The sequence below is a fragment of the Prevotella sp. khp1 genome (assembly GCF_900102205.1).
Taxonomy (GTDB): domain Bacteria; phylum Bacteroidota; class Bacteroidia; order Bacteroidales; family Bacteroidaceae; genus Prevotella; species Prevotella ruminicola.
This window is the reverse complement of sequence record NZ_FNJZ01000001.1, coordinates 1,070,882-1,088,216: the sequence shown is the minus strand read 5'-3', so window position 1 is coordinate 1,088,216 and position 17,335 is coordinate 1,070,882. Positions and strand designations below refer to the sequence as shown.

The following is a 17,335-nucleotide window of genomic DNA, read 5'->3' as shown; positions in this document are numbered from 1 at the left end:
AAAAATGTAAACATTAAAATATGGTAAAAGCTTGGAGAGAAATCGTGACTATTCCTACCTACGAAGTAGGAAAGCCCGAGAAGAACCCGATGTTCCTGGAAAAACGTGTTTATCAGGGTTCTAGTGGCGTGGTATATCCTTATCCCGTTATCGAGTCGATGAGCGACGAGAAGGTGGATAAAGAGTATAAGGCCGTTTATATCGAGAACGAGTATATCAAGGTGATGATACTGCCCGAACTGGGCGGACGTGTGCAGATGGCTTACGATAAGATTAAGCAGCGCCACTTTGTGTATTATAATCATGTTATTAAGCCCGCATTGGTAGGCTTAGCTGGTCCTTGGATTAGCGGTGGTATCGAGTTTAACTGGCCCCAGCACCATCGTCCATCCACCTACATGCCCGTTGATAGCACCATTGTTGAGAACGAGGATGGCTCTATCACCGTATGGGTAAACGAGATGGAGCGCATGTTCCACCAAAAGGGTATGGCAGGCTTTACCCTGCGCCCTGGTTGTGCTTATCTCGAAATTCAGGGTCGCGTCAGCAATCGCACCAATCTGCCGCAGACATTCCTGTGGTGGGCCAACCCAGCCGTTGAGGTTAACGATGCCTACCAGAGTGTGTTCCCACCAGATATCAATGCCGTGTTCGATCATGGAAAGCGTGCCGTAAGCAGCTTCCCCATCGCCACAGGCACCTATTATAAGATGGACTATTCGGCTGGTGTCGATATCTCTAACTATAAAAATATCTTCGTACCCACCAGCTATATGGGTGTAAACTCGCGCTTTGACTTCGAGGGTGGTTACGAGAACGATACCAAGGGTGGCATGCTGCATGTGGCCAGTCACCACTACTCGCCAGGCAAGAAACAATGGACTTGGGGTAATGGCGACTTTGGTCGCGCTTGGGACCGTAACCTCACCGACGAGGCTACACCCGAGGAGATGGCTCAGTGGCATATCGATCGCGAGGGCTTCCGTCCCTATATTGAGCTGATGGCAGGCGTATATACCGAGAACCAGCCCGACTTTACCTGGCTGATGCCTTACGAGGAGAAACAGTTTGTGCAGTACTTCATGCCTTATCGCGAGGTGGGCATCGTCAAGCAGGCCTCAAAGGATTTCGTGATGAATATCGAGCAGGCTGATGCCACCCATACCACCTTTAAGATTCTGGCTACTTCGAAGAAAGAGGTACGCATTGTACTCGAGGATAAATTCAGCCATGAGTATTATAATCAGGTAGTAACCCTCTCTCCCGAGGAGGTGCTCATAGAGACGGTGGATACCCAGGATGCGCAGTTAAGCGATATGTTTTTGACCATCGATCGTCCAGAGAATCCCCGCATGCTTCCATTGTTAGAGTGGCATGCCGAGGATGATAAAATCCGTCCTATCCCCGATGCCGCCGAGGCTGCGCTCTCGCCACAGGATACCAAGACTGTCGATCAGCTTTACCTTACAGGTTTGCACCTCGAGCAGTATCGACATGCCACATGGAGCGCACTCGATTATTACGAGGAGGCTCTGCGCCGCGATCCTATGGATTACCGCTGTAACATGCAGATGGGCTTATGGTACCTGCGCCGCGCTCGTTTCGATAAGGCTAGAACCTATCTCGAAACAGCCGTAAAGGTTCAGAAAAAGCGCAATCCCAACCCCTATGATGGCGAGGCTCTGTTTTATCTGGGTGTTGTTAATAAGCTGCTGGGGCAATATGGTGTGGCCTACAATTGCTTCTGGAAATCTACCTGGAACAAGGGTTGGGCCGATGCCGGCTATTTCGAGGCCGCCTGCATCAGCATCGCTGCTGAAAAATGGGAGGATGCGCTCGACGAACTCGAACGCGCCCTCATTAGCAACAGTCATAACCACAAGGCACGTGCCATGAAGGCTGCCGTGCTGCGCAAATTAGGTCGAAAAGATGAGGCTTTGGCTTGGATTACGGAGTCGTACACCATTGATCCATTCAGCTATGTGTGCATGGTCGAGGAGCACCTGCTTACAGGCGATGATGCACCGCTCAATCGCATGGTAGAACTCATGCACGGCAACATCTATAACTACCACGAAACAGCCCTCGATTATATGCAGGCCGGTTTGAACAACGAGGCTGCGCTGGTGCTGCAAGCCGCCATCAAGCGTGGGGTAGAGGAGTCGCCACTCACCTATTATTATCTGGCAAATGTTATGAGTTTGGCCGATGTTAAGGAGTATGTCAACAAGGCTATAACGGCGTCTCCCGATTATTGCTTCCCTAATCGATTGGAAGATGCACGTATGCTCGAGGCCTTTAAGCTAATTAACGATCCCAAGGCACCTTACTATCTGGGCTGCCTGTATTACGACAAGCGCCAGTACGATTTGGCTATCGAGAATTGGGAACTCTCGGCCAAGCTCGACCCTAACTTTCCAACCGTATGGCGCAACCTGGCTCTCGCACGCTTCAATAAGCAGGGCAATCATGAGCAGGCACTCGAATATATGGAGCGCGCCTTCCATCTGGATGAGAACGATGAGCGCATCTTCATGGAGCTCGACCAGCTTTACAAGCGCCTGCACCGTCCGCATGCCGAGCGCTTGGCCTTCTACGAGCAGCATGCCGAGCTGATAGAGCGTCGCGACGACCTCGTGCTCGAACATGCCACTCTGCTCAATATGCTGGGCCGCTACGAAGAGGCTAAGGCGTTGATTGATAACCGCATCTTCCATCCATGGGAGGGTGGTGAAGGCAAGGTGAGCGGTCAGTACCAGATGTGCCGCCTGGAGATTGCCAAGCAGCTGTTGCAGAAGTATCCAAAGGATGCCCGCGCCAAACAGCTGCTGGAGGAGTGCCTTGTGTTCCCACATCACTTGGGCGAGGGCAAGCTCTATGGCTCGCAGGATAACGACTTCCTCTACTTCCTGGGCCGCTACCAGGAAGGTACCGCAGGCCCAACCGAGCCCGCTGCCGCCATGTACTACAACGATGCTAAGCCCGATAAAATCTTCTATGCCGCCCTGTGCTACCGCAAACTCGGTCAGGAAGATAAGGCCCGCTCGCTGTTCCATAAGCTCATCAACTACGGCAAGCAGCACATCTTCGAGCATGTGGTGATGGACTACTTTGCCGTATCGCTGCCCGACCTGCTGGTTTGGGAGGGCGACCTCGACGAGCTTAACCGCATCCACTGCCTGTACATGCTCGCCCTGGGCTATTACGGCATGGGCGATAAGGCAAAGGCCGAGCGCTACCTGCGCCAGGTAGAGGAAATGGACAATAATCACCTAGGCGCCCGCCAGTTCCGCACCCTGATGGCCGCCGAAAACAACTAACGTGATATGATTAAAGGTATTGGTATAAAAGGTATAGTATGTTTTCTGTCGTGTTTGATGATGCTGACGGCGTCGGCACAGCAAACCATGAACTTGAGTGGCCAGTGGCAGGTTAGGCTTGGCACCGGTAAGGTGCAGCCTATTGCCCTGCCTGGCACGCTTGATGGGGCTGGCATTGGTACGCCTAATACGCTGCAGCCTGCGCTACAAAAGCCGCAGCTGTCGCGACTGACACGTAACCACTCGTACATCGGCACGGCTACCTATCAGCGCGATATCACCATACCTCATGCGATGGCTGGCAAACCTCTACAGCTGCTGCTGGAGCGTGTGATGTGGCGCAGTAGGATGATGATAGATGGCGTGGACTTGGGTCAGATGCAGGAGAGCTTGACGTCGCCACACCTCTTTGATATGAAGGATGGTCTGGCTGCGGGCAAGCACACGCTGACACTAACGATCGACAATAACAAACTACACGATATATCGGTTGATAATCTGGCTCATTCGTACACCAACGACACGCAGATTATGTGGAACGGTGTGTTGGGACGTATGGAGCTGAGCGTGGCACCTGCCATCAGCAATGTGCAGGTGTATCCTGAGGTGGACAAACAGCAGGCGCGTATCAAATTGGCGTTGCTGGATGCTAAGAAGGAACCGCTGTTTATGCTGGATGGACGGGCGGTGAAACCTACCAAGGTGGCTGCTGGCGAGTATGTGCTGCCAATGGCGGATGCACAGCTGTGGAGCGAGTTTAATCCGCATCTCTACACCCTGAGTGTGATGGCGGGCGGACAAACCAAAACCGTTAGCTTTGGTATGCGCAGCTTTAAGGCTGAGGGCAATCGCCTGCTCATCAATGGTCATCCAACCTTCCTAAGGGGCACATTAGAGTGCTGCATCTTCCCGCTAACAGGCACACCACCAACGGACGAACGCGGCTGGATGAAGGTGTTTACCACCGCCCGCGAGTATGGCCTGAACCACCTGCGTTTCCACTCGTGGTGCCCGCCCGAGGCTGCTTTTCGTGTGGCCGATAAGATGGGATTCTACTGTCAGGTGGAGCTGCCCAACTGGTCGCTCACGGTGAACAAGGATACAGTAACCGCCAAGTTCCTGTATCAGGAGTTCGACAACATCGTCCGCAACTACGGTAACCATCCATCGCTGTGCATCATCAGCTGTGGTAACGAGCTGCAGCCTGACTTCGACTTCCTGAACCAACTGACGCATTACATGAAGCAGCAGGACCCACGACACCTTTACGTAACATCGACCTTTACCTTTGAGAAAGGACACGGCGTAAAGCAGGAGCCCGAGGATGATATTTTTATTACCCAGTGGACTGACAACGGATGGGTGCGCGGGCAGGGCGTGTTTGATGAGCGTGTGCCCGACTTTAAGAGCGACTATCGTGAGGCCGCCAAAAACATTACGGTGCCATTGGTAAGTCACGAGATAGGGCAGTACAGCGTGTATCCAAACATCAAGGAGATAGATAAGTACACGGGTGTGCTGAACCCGCTGAACTTTAAGGCGATACGCAACGACCTGCAGCAGAAGGGCTTGCTGAACCGTGCCGACGACTATCTGAAGGCATCGGGAAAGCTGGCTGCCATCCTTTACAAGGAGGAGATAGAGCGTGCGCTGAAAACGCCACAGCAGAGTGGTTTCCAACTGCTGGATCTGCACGATTTCCCCGGACAGGGAACGGCGCTGGTAGGACTGCTGGATGCCTTTTGGGACAGTAAGGGCTTGGTAGAGCCGCAGCGTTTCCGCGAGGCTTGTGCGCCCGTGGTGCCTTTGGCCCAGTTTGATAAGGCTGTGTGGAAGGCCGACGAGACATTTACCGCCAAGGTGGATATTGCCAACTACAGTTTTGAAACGATGGCCGATAAAACCATTAGCTGGCGGCTGAACGATGAGGCTGGTAATGCCTATGCCGAGGGAACTGGCGAGAACATAAAGATAGCCCTAAACAAGGTAGAGAAGGCGCAGCGCCTGGAGCTGGTGGTAGCCATCAAAGACACGCCATGGCGAAATCGCTGGAGCATCTGGGTTTATCCCGAGGTAAAGTTCTTGGACAAGCCAAGCGGCAAAGCCGAGCGGATAGTTGAAAGTGGAAAGTTGATAGTTACGGGCGATGTGGACGAGGCTATGAAGGCCTTGAAGAAGGGCAAGAAGGTGCTGCTGTCGCCAAAAACTGCTACCATCAAGGGCTTGGAAGGCAAGTTCCTGCCTGTATTCTGGAGTCCGGTACACTTCCCCAAGCAGGCTGGCACCATGGGCTTGCTGTGCAACCCGCAGCACCCGGCATTGGCCAACTTCCCCACCGAGATGCACAGCAACTGGCAGTGGTGGAACCTGGTTAAGCGTAGTCGCGTGATGGTGCTGGATAGCATCGCGCCCGTACAGCCTATCGTTGAGAGTGTAGATAACTTTGTGAACAATCGCCGCTTGGCGCAGGTGTTCGAGGCAAAGGTGGGTAAGGGTAGTCTGATATTCTCGAGCATCGACCTGCTGACCGATGCCCATCTGCCCGAGTTGCGACAGATGCAGTACAGCTTGGTGCAGTATATGCTGAGCGATGCATTCAAGCCCGCCATGCAGCTATCGGAGCAGGATGTGCGCAGCCTGATTCTGGAGAAATCGGTTGACCAGAAGACCGATGCCAACTCGATTTACAACTGATTGCGGTAATCGGTAGGACTCATGCCCATGAGTTTTGAGAACAGGCGCGAAAAATAGAGCGGATCCTCGATGCCTACTTTATAGCAAATCATATTTATTTTCATGTCTGTAGTGCGTAACAGTCTGCAGGCATGTTCTATTTTAAGGTGGTTAAAGTAGGTGATAGGACTAACACCCGTTTTCTTTTTAAACAGCGTGTTGAAGTGGCTCTGCGAGTAGCCCACGTAGCGCAGTACATCGTCCATCATCATGCGGTTCTCGATATTCTCGCGCATGTAGTGGATGGCTTGGTCAACAATGTCGGTTGGTGCTTCGGCTTTGGCGCGGCGGAACTGACCTAAATAGCGCATGGATGCTAAGAAATGGTGCAGCAGACTGCTGGCGTAGCGCATATCCTCAAGCTCCTTGCCGGCGCAGAGTGTGCCTAATATCTCCTCGAAGATGTTCAGGCGTTCGCCAATGCGCGAGTTGATGGCTACGTTAATGCTCTGCGGCGTGGCGGCACCTTGGGCATACACATGGGCTGCCGTGCCTGCAAAGTGTACCCAGTAGATGGTCCAGCTTTGTTTGGTGCCGTAGGCGTGCGGTTTGTGGGCTGGCAGAATAAAGTACTGGTTCTTGCTTACCTGGTGGCGCTTGCCATCCACCTGGTACCAGCCGTCGCCCTCAACACAGTATATCAGCACATACTGGGGAATGGCCTTTTCGCGGGTGCGCTGGTGGTGTTCGGCCTTGGGATAGTAGCCGATATCGGTAATATACAAACTCTGGCAGAGCTCATCGTGCTCTTCCATCTCGATCAACACCGGTGGCAGCACCACCATCTGTTCGCCCTGGAAACCGTCTTTCTTCTTAATCATCGCCGCAAAAATACGCAAAAGCCGCGAGTTACGCAAGTAATATCGCAAAAAAGTCCATAATATATGATGCTTTTGTCCATGTGAATAAGATTTTAATGTAGTAATTTTGCATCCAAAATAATAATGAATATGATGAAACAATTTTTCATGATAGCTGCGTTGGCCGTCGGAACTTCGGTTCAGGCACAGCAGGTGTACCAGCTTACCGAGCCAGCACAGCCTAAGCTTATACGTAGCAACCACCTGCGCATGGGTGGCGTAAACCCGCAGGGCGAGCGTATCGATGTAAATAATTTCTATATGTCGATGGCAGGCAAGCCTGTTATCCCAGTGATGGGCGAGTTCCACTACAGTCGCTACCCGGCCGAGCAGTGGGAGGAGGAGATCTTGAAGATGAAGGCGGGTGGTGTAACTGTTATCCCTACCTATGTGTTCTGGAGCCTGCACGAGGAGGTTGAGGGCCAGTTCCGTTGGGACGGTCAGCGTAACCTGCGCCGCTTTATCGAGCTTTGTAAAAAGCACAATATGGCTGTGATTGTGCGTATCGGTCCGTTCTGCCATGGCGAGATTCGTAGTGGCGGTTTCCCCGATTGGCTGTTTGCCAAACCTCTTGAGGTGCGTAGTAACGATCCCGAATACCTGAAAATCGTTAAGCGACTCTATACCGAGATTGGCAAGCAGTTGCAAGGCCTGTATTACAAGGATGGTGGCCCGATTATCGGCTGTCAGGTTGAGAACGAGATGCAGCATTCGGCTGCCCCTTGGGCCATTACCTATGCCGGCGAACCCAAGGATAACACGGCTGCCAGCTACAATGCCGGCGAGGCCATGATTGGTGTGGGCAACCAGGCGCGTAAGGCTACTGGTGCCGAGATGGGTACGCTGCACATGCAGCTGCTTAAAAAGATGGCTGTTGAGGCTGGTATCGATGTGCCTTTCTACACCGCCACAGGGTGGGGTAATGCGGCTGTTATCGAGGGCGAGGCCATCCCCGTTACAGCGGCCTATACCTATCCCTTCTGGGCTAAGCCTCATATGTCGAAATTCCTGATGTTTAAGGATTTAACCAAGGAGGCCGATTATGCGCCTACACGTTATAACCCTGCCGATTACCCCTCGTTCTGTGCCGAGATGGGTGCTGGTATCCAGATGATTTATGGCGCCCGTCCGATAGTAACGGCTCAGGCAGCCGAGGGCTTGATGGTGCGCACCTTGGGTAGCGGTAGCAACGGCATTGGCTATTACATGTATCATGGTGGCAGCACGCCCAAGCAGATTGGTGGGGTGGGTTCGTTTAACGATGAGCCCATGGGTATGCCCAAGATTAGCTACGATTTTCAGGCTCCTATCGGTGAGTTCGGACTCGAGGGTAAGATGTATCGTAACTTGCGACTGCTGCACACTTTCCTGGCCGATTTCGGCGATGTTTTGGCGCCTATGGAGCCCGTTCTGCCTGCCGATTGGCAGCAGATGACACCCGACAACCGCGACCATCTGCGCTATGCTGCCCGTATCAAGGATGGCAGCGGATTCCTGTTTATGGTTAACTTTCAGGACCACGACACCCTGCGCCACGATCAGACTAACCTGCAGGTTAGATTAAACATGAAACATGAAACATTAAACATTCCCGCTCAGGGAGGTTTTACGCTTGGCAAGGATCAGAGTGTTATCCTGCCTTTCAATCTCGATATGGATGGTGCGTTGCTGAAATACGCCACCGCACAGCTGCTTACAAAGCTGAAGGATGGTGATGCCGAGCATTATTTTTTCTTTGCGCCCGATGGTATGGCTACCGAATATCTGTTTGATGCCACCACCGTAAAGGGGAAGCATTTCTTTAAGCCTGTTGCAGGTTTTAAGAGTACTTTTGCCTTAAAAACGGCTTCTGGTCGCACCATCAAGGTAACCACGCTTACCCGCCAGCAGGCGCTGAACGCACTCAAGGTAAACGGCAAACTGCTAATTACCGATGCCACCGTGCTGCCTGCAGCCAATGGCGCCACGCTGCTAAGCCTTGGTAACCATCAGGTAAGCTATGTGGTTTATCCCAGCAAGCAGGGCTTTAAGGCTCAGACAGCTAGCGTAGCACCTGTTACGCCCCAGTTCGAGGTAACAAAAGCAGGTCCCCGCCGCATGTCGGTATCAGTAAAATCTCCCCTCTCTACTTGGAGAGGGGCGGGGGGAGAGGCTTCAGAGTATTTCCTCCGCATCCACTATGTGGGCGATGTGGCTATGGCCTTTATGAAGGGCCAGCTGGTGCAGGATGAGTTCTATCATGGCGAGCCCTGGACGATTGGCTTGAAACGCTATGCCGATGATCTTAAGACCGATCCATTGACGTTTTATTTCCGTCCGCTGCGTGCCAACGCTCCCTTCTTAGGCGATCTGCCCAAAAAGGCCGTGCCCAATTTCGAACACGGCCCTGTGGTAGATATCCAGAACGTAGAAATAATCCCCGAATATAAGTTCGATATCAAGTTTTAGTGGGCTATATATAAATAATTGTGTTGGTATTAATGTTTAATCTTTAATGTTTAATCTTTAATGTTTCATGCTCATAATCTTCGTGGGGCAGGCCAGGGTGCACTTGCCGCACTTGATGCAGTCGGCATCCAGATAGCCCGATTCCTGACCGCGTGAGTCGTACGGGGTGAGCTGCATGGGGCATACGCGGGCACAGCTCTTACACTTCATCTGGCAGACACTCGATACGTGTACATTAGTAAATGCCTTGGGCAGTGGTGCGTGCTTGGGCGATACCCAGTTCGAGATGGTTCCCATGGGGCAGAATGTACACCAGGTGCGTGGGGCATAGATGAATGCCAGCGCCACACCCACGATGGTGGTTACCACAATGATGGTCCAGAACACCTTACCGATGCCAGCCCACATGGGCAGTCCGCCCTCGCTCCAGGGCACAAAGCTCAGCTGTATGCCAAACATGGTGAAGATAAAGAACACCATAAACAATCGGAACCCGAAGGTGCGCACAAACTTAGGTATCTCGCGGTGGGGCGAATACTTCGACAGCAGTCGGCTGTACAGATTGCCGCGCGGACAAACATTGCCGCACCACCATCTACCTTTCCAGATACTGAACAGCACCGGACCAATCATGCAGATGATTGCCACCAGACCAATCACTGGGAAAAACCATCCCAGCAGGATGTAGGCGATGATAATCCAGTAGAGTGGCTTTCCGGGTGTTGCAAAATGTCGATGAAATTGTTTTGCCATACTTTTTACCTTTTTACTTTTTTACCTTTTTTTGTTTTCACGGTGCAAAATTACGCATATTTTGATAGATATACGAATTATTTTATCTATCTTTGCATCGATGTAGTCTATTATAAATATCAGGAACGTATGACATTACAGCAACTTAAGTACATTGTAGCCATCGATCGCTACCGCAGTTTTGCCAAGGCTGCCGACGCCTTAGGCATTTCGCAACCCACCCTGAGTGCCATGTTGGTAAAGTTGGAAGACGAACTCGACGTGCGCATTTTTGAGCGTAGCAACAAGAGTGTTACGCCCACGATTGCCGGCGAGAAAATTATCCGTCAGGCCGAGCGTACTATCGCCGAAGCCGAGCGTATCAACGAGCTGGTGAGCGAAGACAAGGGCGACGTGGCTGGTGATCTGCGCCTGTGCGTTGTGTCCAGCATCGCGCCTTATATCCTGCCCAAGTTTATCCGTTTTTATACCGAGGATTATCCGCAGGTGCGACTTTCCATCATCGAGCTTAAGGGCGATGCCATTCTGGCCGAATTGCAGCAGGGACATATCGATGGTGCTATCGCCACCGGTGGCCACGCCCAGCAGGGCATACTCGAGATTCCGCTTTATACCGAGCGGTTTATGGTGTATCTCTCGGCCGACTGTTGGCGCAAGCTGCCCGTGTTCCGTCCCGAGAATCTGGAACACGAAAAAATGTGGATTATGCGCGATGCCCAGTGCCTGCGCGATAGTGCTTTCAGCTTTTGCAAGGCGCGCACCAAGGGCCGCAGGGTGTACGAGGCTGGCAGTATCGATACCCTGATACGCATTGTTGACGAGAATGGCGGTTTTACCATTATCCCAGAGATGCACCTGCCGTTCCTTTCTGATGCGCAACGCGAGAATGTGCGCCGCATCGAGGGCGATTATCTGTCGCAGCGCCGTGTATCGCTCTACATCCGCGAGGACTACATCCGCCAGGCCATGCTGAATACCATCACAAAAACGCTCCTCCGATTCATGCCCGAAGGAATGATGGAGGAGCGGATAGCTAAGTACGGAATCAGATTGTAGTAGATAAGAGTGTACTTTCGTTCGGAAATAAAAATATTTGTCGATTTATTTTGTATTTCGCTCACTTATTCGTACCTTTGCCCCCGAACTTTAACGTTGTAAGTATGGACAAAACAAAGATAAACGAGACATTGCGCAGGAATGTGGCGCTGCTGTCGAAGCAATCGGAAAGAGAGTTGGGTATGATGCCAGCCACGGTGGCACCGCTGCCATCGGTAGAGATGGTGAAGCGTATCGTAACGCTGGTAAAGAGCATTATCTTTCCCGATTATTTTGAAAAGCGACAGCCCGACGAGGCTATCCGTGCCTATCATATAGGTGTGTGGATGGAGGAGTTGACAACACTGCTTACCAAGCAGATTGCACACGGACTACAGTTCTGCGAGGACTGCGAGGCTAACAGCACCAAGGCACAGGTTTATGGCATAGCCGAAGAGAAAGCACTTGCATTTATTGATGCATTGCCCGAGATTAAACGACTGCTTTATACCGACATACAGGCGATGTTTGATAACGACCCTGCTGCACCTAACTTTGGCGAGGTAATCTTCTGCTACCCATCAATGAACACGATGACGCACTACCGCATAGCACATAAGTTGCACGAGCTTCAGGTGCCCGTCATCCCACGTATCATCACCGAGCAGGCACACAGCAAAACGGGTATCGACATACACCCAGGAGCTACGATTGGCGAGTACTTTGCCATCGACCACGGTACGGGTGTGGTTATCGGCGAAACGGCTATCATCGGCAATCATGTCACGCTGTATCAGGGGGTAACACTGGGTGCCAAGAGTTTTAAGTACGATGAGAATGGTAACATGCTGAACATTCCCCGTCACCCCATCCTGGAAGACCATGTGACGGTTTATTCCAATGCCTCAATCTTAGGTCGTATCACCATCGGTCACGACTCCGTGATTGGTGGTAACATCTGGGTAACGCATAGCGTGCCGCCTTACTCGCGCATTCAGCAGAGTAAAGCAGTGGATGTAGCTTTCCAAGACGGAGCCGGAATTTAAATTTGGCACGGATTAACACTGCTTTAATAAATTAAAAACACGGCTTTAGAATTCCAACTAAGGCCGTGTTTCTTTGTAAAAGAGCCGTGTTAATCCGTGCCTGAAAATTACTCTTTTTTCTTTCCGAACTCGGGATCGATTTTCAGTAAGCTGGCTACGATGTAGGTCATCACGCAGCAAACCACGACGATCACGAAGAATGCACGATAGCCCACTGCCTCTTGCAGGGCGCCGGCAAACAATCCTGGTATCATCATCGATAGAGCCATGAAAGCGGTACACAGTGCATAGTGGGCTGTTTTGTGCTCGCCCTGACTATAATATATAAGGTATAGCATATAGGCCGAGAAACCAAAACCATAACCAAACTGCTCTAAGAAGATACAGATGTTGATGATAAGCAGACTGGATGGCAGGGCGCACGAAAGATATACGTATACCAAATCGGGAATGGTGATAGCCATCACCATAGGCCACAGCCAACGTTTAAGTCCGTCGCGACTGGCAACAATACCACCTAAGATGCCACCTAAGGTCAGACCGATAACACCTACGGTGCCCTGAACCATACCAAACTCTACATCACTCAGGCCCAGACCGCCATTGGCCATCTTATCAACCAGGAACAGAGCCGATACCTTAGCCAGCAGTCCCTCAGGCATACGATAGAACAGCATAAAGCAGATGCCTACCCATACCTGTGGTTTCTGGAAGAAGGTTACGAGGGTGTTCCAGAACTCGGTGATGATATCGGCAGCGGTTTTCTGTATGCGATGGGTGTCCTCGCTGGGGCGGGGCAGTGCCCAGCTATGATAGAGCCACAAGGCGATAAACAGACCGGCTATGAGATAGAACACCAGGCTCCAGGCATAGCTGATGCTACGGGTGAGCACCTGCAACACACCTGCCAAGCCTACCAGCAAGCCCGACGAGAAAATGGTGGCTATGCGATAGAACGTGGAACGGATGCCCACAAAATAGGCCTGCTCGTGCTGCTCCAGTCCTAACATATAAAAGCCGTCGGCAGCAATATCGTGGGTGGCACTGCTAAAGGCCAACAGCCAGAAAAAGCTGAGCGAGCCTTGCAGCCAAAACGGTCCCGGGATGGTAAAAGCCACACCTGCCAGGGCTGCAGCTATCAGTATCTGCATACTGAGTATCCACCAGCGTTTGGTTCTTAACATATCTACAAACGGGCTCCAAAGGGGCTTGATAACCCAAGGCAGATAGAGCCACGAGGTGTAGAGCGTGATGTCGGTATTCGACAAACCAAGGCGTTTGTAGATGATAACCGAGATGGTCATCACTGCTACGTAGGGAACGCCCTCGGCAAAGTAAAGGGTGGGCACCCAGGCCCAAGGATTCTTATTGTTCATGAAACATTAAACATTAAACATGAAACATTAAACATTAAACATGAAACATTTTTTAATCGTAGAGGCGCTTGATTTGGGCACCGCGATAGTAGAACAGCAGGATGTCATCGTAAGGATGACCTTGCTCGCCCATCACAGCGGCACCTATCTGGCACAAGCCCACACCATGGCCCCAGCCCTTGCCTTTAAGCACAAACTTATCGCCATCTTTCTCAACATCAAAGGCTGATGAGTAGAGGTGGCTCTCGCTCAGGGCACGGCGGATTTCCAACTCCTTACCGATGGTGAGGGTCTTTTTGGTACCAACAATCTTGAGTTTCCAGATACGGTCGCTCTTGCCACGCTCAACGGGGATGAGGTCGGTAATGGTACCAAAGTCGATCTTGAGTTTGCGGTTTACCAACTCCGACAGTTCCTGCTGGGTGTAGCTTACCGTCCAACGATAGAAATCGGGGGTTTCCTGATCGAAATCGTTGAGTACCTGCGAAAGGATGTGCTTATCGCTGGTGTTGCAGTAAGGATCGTGGAACGAAACGAGATATGGCTTAGGGGTATCTTCCCAGCAGTATTGGAACTCCTCGGTCTGACCACCACAGCACTTTGAGAAACGGGCATCGCAAATCTCATCGTCATACATCAGCACCTGACCGCGGGTCTGACTGATAGCTTCCTCAACATGGGTGTTGTTGGCGCGGGTGATGCCTTGGTAACGCTGGCAGTGATCGTCGGCACATACATCAAAGATGGTATGATCCTCGCGGTCGTACCAGCGGATAAACTCCTGGTCACTCTTAGTAAACGAGAAGAAGTTGTCGCCACCGCTTTCGTGCTGTTTGCGTTTCTCAATCTGTGCCAGCAGCCACGAACGCGAGATAACGGCGTGGGCCTTGAGGAACTCAACACTCGAGGTGCTGCTCATTTCACTTGATATCACGCTGGTAAGATACTTCTCGACTGGCAACTCGTTGATGGCCACAATCTTATCGGCCTCAACCACAATGCGCAGGGTACCCTCGAAGGTCTGGGTTTCCTTGCGCTCCCAGTGGAAGTTAACGCCGATAGTCACATCGTTGAGCGAGAACGAGGCATCGTCGGTCTGTGGGGTAAATGTCAGGTTACGATACTGGGTGCCACGCCACAGAATACCGCCATCGCTAAACTCAACTACCTGGTCGCCGGTAATCACCTCGCCCTTAGCCATGTAAGGTTTGTTAAGGCTGAACGATATCTTTTCGCCACTGACGATACCCACGGTAACGTTTGGCTCTTTTTTCATTGAACATTGACCATTGACCATTGAATTTTGAGTAGCTCTCAGGCGTTCGATAACCTGTTGAAGCGCATCGGCTGGCAGCGATACTTCGTTAAGTATGCCCAGGGCTACCTCGGGGGTGATACGATCGAAATCCTCCTTACGTGGGGTAACGATGAAACCTGCCATGTCCAGAGCACCTGGCGATATGATGTATTGCTCGCAGCCCTCCTTGTAGTAGCAGTCGGGACGGTGTTTGTCGCGGGGGAATACCACCGAGTAGTAATCGGCATCGTTTCGCCAGCTTACGATGTTGAGCATTGGCTCGGGCTCACCTTCTTTGATGGGCAGCGACTCGTACAAACGACGGAACAGCTGCTCGTCGCCATATTGCGTTTTGCTGTGGATGAGCAGGGCGGGGCAGGGATACTCCTCGATGAGCGAGATGCCCTCCTCGTTATTCAGATCCAGGATGGGTTTCAGACTGCGCGACAAGCGGCCCCATGCCATCTGCAGGGGTAATACACCTGATGTGCCACCCTGGAAGTGGGCGTGATCGGGAGCCGAAGCACCGCACTTTGGTCCGTTATAGAATACCATCATCTGTGGATACTCGGTAAGCAGCTTGTGAATCTCGCCATAGGCATTACGAATCAACTGCGGCTCGTGCTTTACCGATGGAATGGTAAAGTGGATGGGCAGGATGGGGAAGGGGTTGACCAGCAGGTCGAACTGTCCATCGATAGATTTCTTAACCTGCTCCTTGGGGCGATTCTGCTCGCACAGGAAACAGGGGCGCTCGGCCAGTGTCTGCTTGTCAATCTTAGCGCCTGTTGATACGATACGGGCGGGGTTATACTGCACCTTCATGGTTGAAGTGCCAACCGACAACTCGCGGGTCTTCACGTTGCGCAGGTCGTGATAGCGGCGACGGGCATCGTCCCACTTCTCTAACTGACGGTTGAAGAATCGCATCAGGGGCGAATCGTTCAGCATTTCCTGCTTGCCCTGCAGCATCTGCTGGCGTGCCATAATCTCTAACGAGCGCAACTGGTCCTTATACAGGTTGTTGGCGTTTACCTTATCGATAGAGAGGGCTGCATCGCTGTTGCCACCCCAGCGACGACAGAGATAAAGTTCGCTGAAGATACGACCGATACGGTAGTGGCGCGAGAAAATCAATCCCAACGCATAGTCCTCGCCATACGAGGTGTTGGGGAATCCAACCTGGCGCAGCAGTGGGGTAAAGAAGGCGCGTGGTGCACCCAGACCGTTGATACGCAGGGCGTTGTTAGGACCATTCTCGTCTGTCCACTCAGCATGGTCAATCAGTCCTGGTGGCAGGGTGTTCAGGTCGAAGTCGCACATACGATACGAACCAATCACCATGGCGGCATTCTGCTTGTAGAAGGTATCTACAATCTGCTGCAGTGTTTTGGGCGACGAGTACAGGTCGTCGCTATCCAGCTGCACGGCAAAGCGTCCGCAGCGGTCGTCGTGAATAGCCATATTCCAGCAACCACCAATACCCAGGTCGTTACGATCGGGGATGATATGGATAAGTCGCTCGTCGTGGAAGGCACGCAGCAACTCGGTTGTCTTATCGGTAGAGTGGTTGTCAACCACAATCACATTAAACTTAAACTTGGTTTTCTGACTCAGGGCGCTGTTAACGGCATCGCAGATGGTTTTTTCGCGGTTGTAAACGGGGATAACCACCGATGCCTCTACATCAAACTCCTGCTCGTTAAAGTCGGGACGACGATAGAACGTGGGGTCGATTTTGGCGCCAATGGCAGCCAGGTGGGCGGTGGCAGCATGCTCCATCTCAATCTGCACCTCACGGTTGCGTGGGTTTACGTAGTCGAACTGCTTTTCGCCCGAGGCACGGGTATCGGTCTCCTGCTCGGTATAAAGCTTCTCGTTAATGTGGAAGATACGGCCTTTACGACTCAGGAACAAGCGCAGGGCATAAACAGCAGCATACTGGTAGGGGTGCTCGTTGCACTGCATGGTAAAGCAGTGCAGCAGACTGGTTTTAACCAGGATGAGCGAGCCCAGATCGAAATCGTCGCGGATACTACCAATCTGATAATCGATAACAGGATGGGGCTGCAGCTTGCCATCAATCAGGTCGTTGTGGTCGGCGTAGATCATGGCAGCATCCGAATCGGATGCGATACGCAGCATGCGATCGAGTGTGCCTTTGGCCATCTGTATCTGTCGTGGACGAATCTGCAACAGGGCGTAATCAGCTTTGGCATGTTCTGAAATAGCCTGTAGGGTGGTGCTGCTTGTCAGGTCGTTAACTACTATTTGCTCGCAATCGCTCAGGGCCTCGTCGGTGGCCTCGAGGGGTTGGTTTACCAGCAAGCAGATATGTTGAATAGTCTTGCTACCCTTGATTTGCGCTATCACATCGCGCGCTGTCTCAAGGTCGTTGCAAGGCAAAAAACAGTCAATTTTTTCTCTCATTACGTGTAATTAGTGATTTATAAAGCGCAAAATTCGT

General features: G+C 51.9%; 9 protein-coding genes. 5 read left to right on the top strand and 4 right to left on the bottom strand.

The annotated features are described in order from the left end of the window. The first annotated feature begins 20 nt into the window (after positions 1-20). Together BLR73_RS04670 and BLR73_RS04665 are read left to right on the top strand one after the other, a co-directional pair. Positions 21-3,320, top strand: a complete 3,300-nt coding sequence (locus BLR73_RS04670) for a DUF5107 domain-containing protein (RefSeq protein WP_091859451.1) — start codon at positions 21-23, stop codon at positions 3,318-3,320. Between the two features lie 6 nt (positions 3,321-3,326). Continuing rightward, positions 3,327-6,014, top strand: coding sequence for a glycoside hydrolase family 2 protein (locus BLR73_RS04665; protein ID WP_091859448.1), 2,688 nt, complete (start codon positions 3,327-3,329; stop codon positions 6,012-6,014). On the opposite strand, the gene BLR73_RS04660 is transcribed toward BLR73_RS04665, so the two are convergent. After that, positions 6,005-6,874 carry an AraC family transcriptional regulator gene (locus BLR73_RS04660; RefSeq protein ID WP_091859445.1) on the bottom strand — a complete coding sequence of 290 codons (870 nt, stop codon included), beginning with the start codon at positions 6,872-6,874 and terminating at the stop codon, positions 6,005-6,007. The genes BLR73_RS04665 and BLR73_RS04660 overlap by 10 nt on opposite strands. A 129-nt stretch (positions 6,875-7,003) precedes the next feature. On the opposite strand from BLR73_RS04660, the gene BLR73_RS04655 reads away from it, so the two are divergent. Continuing rightward, entirely contained in the window at positions 7,004-9,361 is a 2,358-nt protein-coding gene (locus tag BLR73_RS04655) for a beta-galactosidase (RefSeq protein ID WP_091860126.1), read from the top strand. Positions 9,362-9,418: 57 nt separating this feature from the next. Here BLR73_RS04655 and BLR73_RS04650 read toward each other — a convergent pair whose 3' ends face one another. Continuing rightward, the gene (locus tag BLR73_RS04650) at positions 9,419-10,114 is read right to left on the bottom strand and encodes a 4Fe-4S binding protein (protein ID WP_091859442.1); all 696 of its coding nucleotides are present in this window, start codon (positions 10,112-10,114) and stop codon (positions 9,419-9,421) included. 129 nt (positions 10,115-10,243) lie between these two features. Here BLR73_RS04650 and BLR73_RS04645 point away from each other — a divergent pair, with 129 nt between their 5' ends. Beyond that, positions 10,244-11,170 carry a LysR family transcriptional regulator gene (locus BLR73_RS04645; protein ID WP_091859439.1) on the top strand — a complete coding sequence of 309 codons (927 nt, stop codon included), beginning with the start codon at positions 10,244-10,246 and terminating at the stop codon, positions 11,168-11,170. A gap of 104 nt (positions 11,171-11,274) precedes the next feature. Further along, positions 11,275-12,195, top strand: coding sequence for a serine O-acetyltransferase (locus tag BLR73_RS04640; RefSeq protein WP_013063536.1), 921 nt, complete (start codon positions 11,275-11,277; stop codon positions 12,193-12,195). Positions 12,196-12,302: 107 nt separating this feature from the next. Here the strand turns inward: BLR73_RS04640 and BLR73_RS04635 are convergent, their stop codons facing one another. Next, positions 12,303-13,571, bottom strand: coding sequence for an MFS transporter (locus tag BLR73_RS04635; RefSeq protein WP_091859436.1), 1,269 nt, complete (start codon positions 13,569-13,571; stop codon positions 12,303-12,305). A gap of 52 nt (positions 13,572-13,623) precedes the next feature. Continuing rightward, positions 13,624-17,298, bottom strand: coding sequence for a DUF4922 domain-containing protein (locus BLR73_RS04630; protein WP_091859435.1), 3,675 nt, complete (start codon positions 17,296-17,298; stop codon positions 13,624-13,626). Positions 17,299-17,335 lie beyond the last annotated feature (37 nt).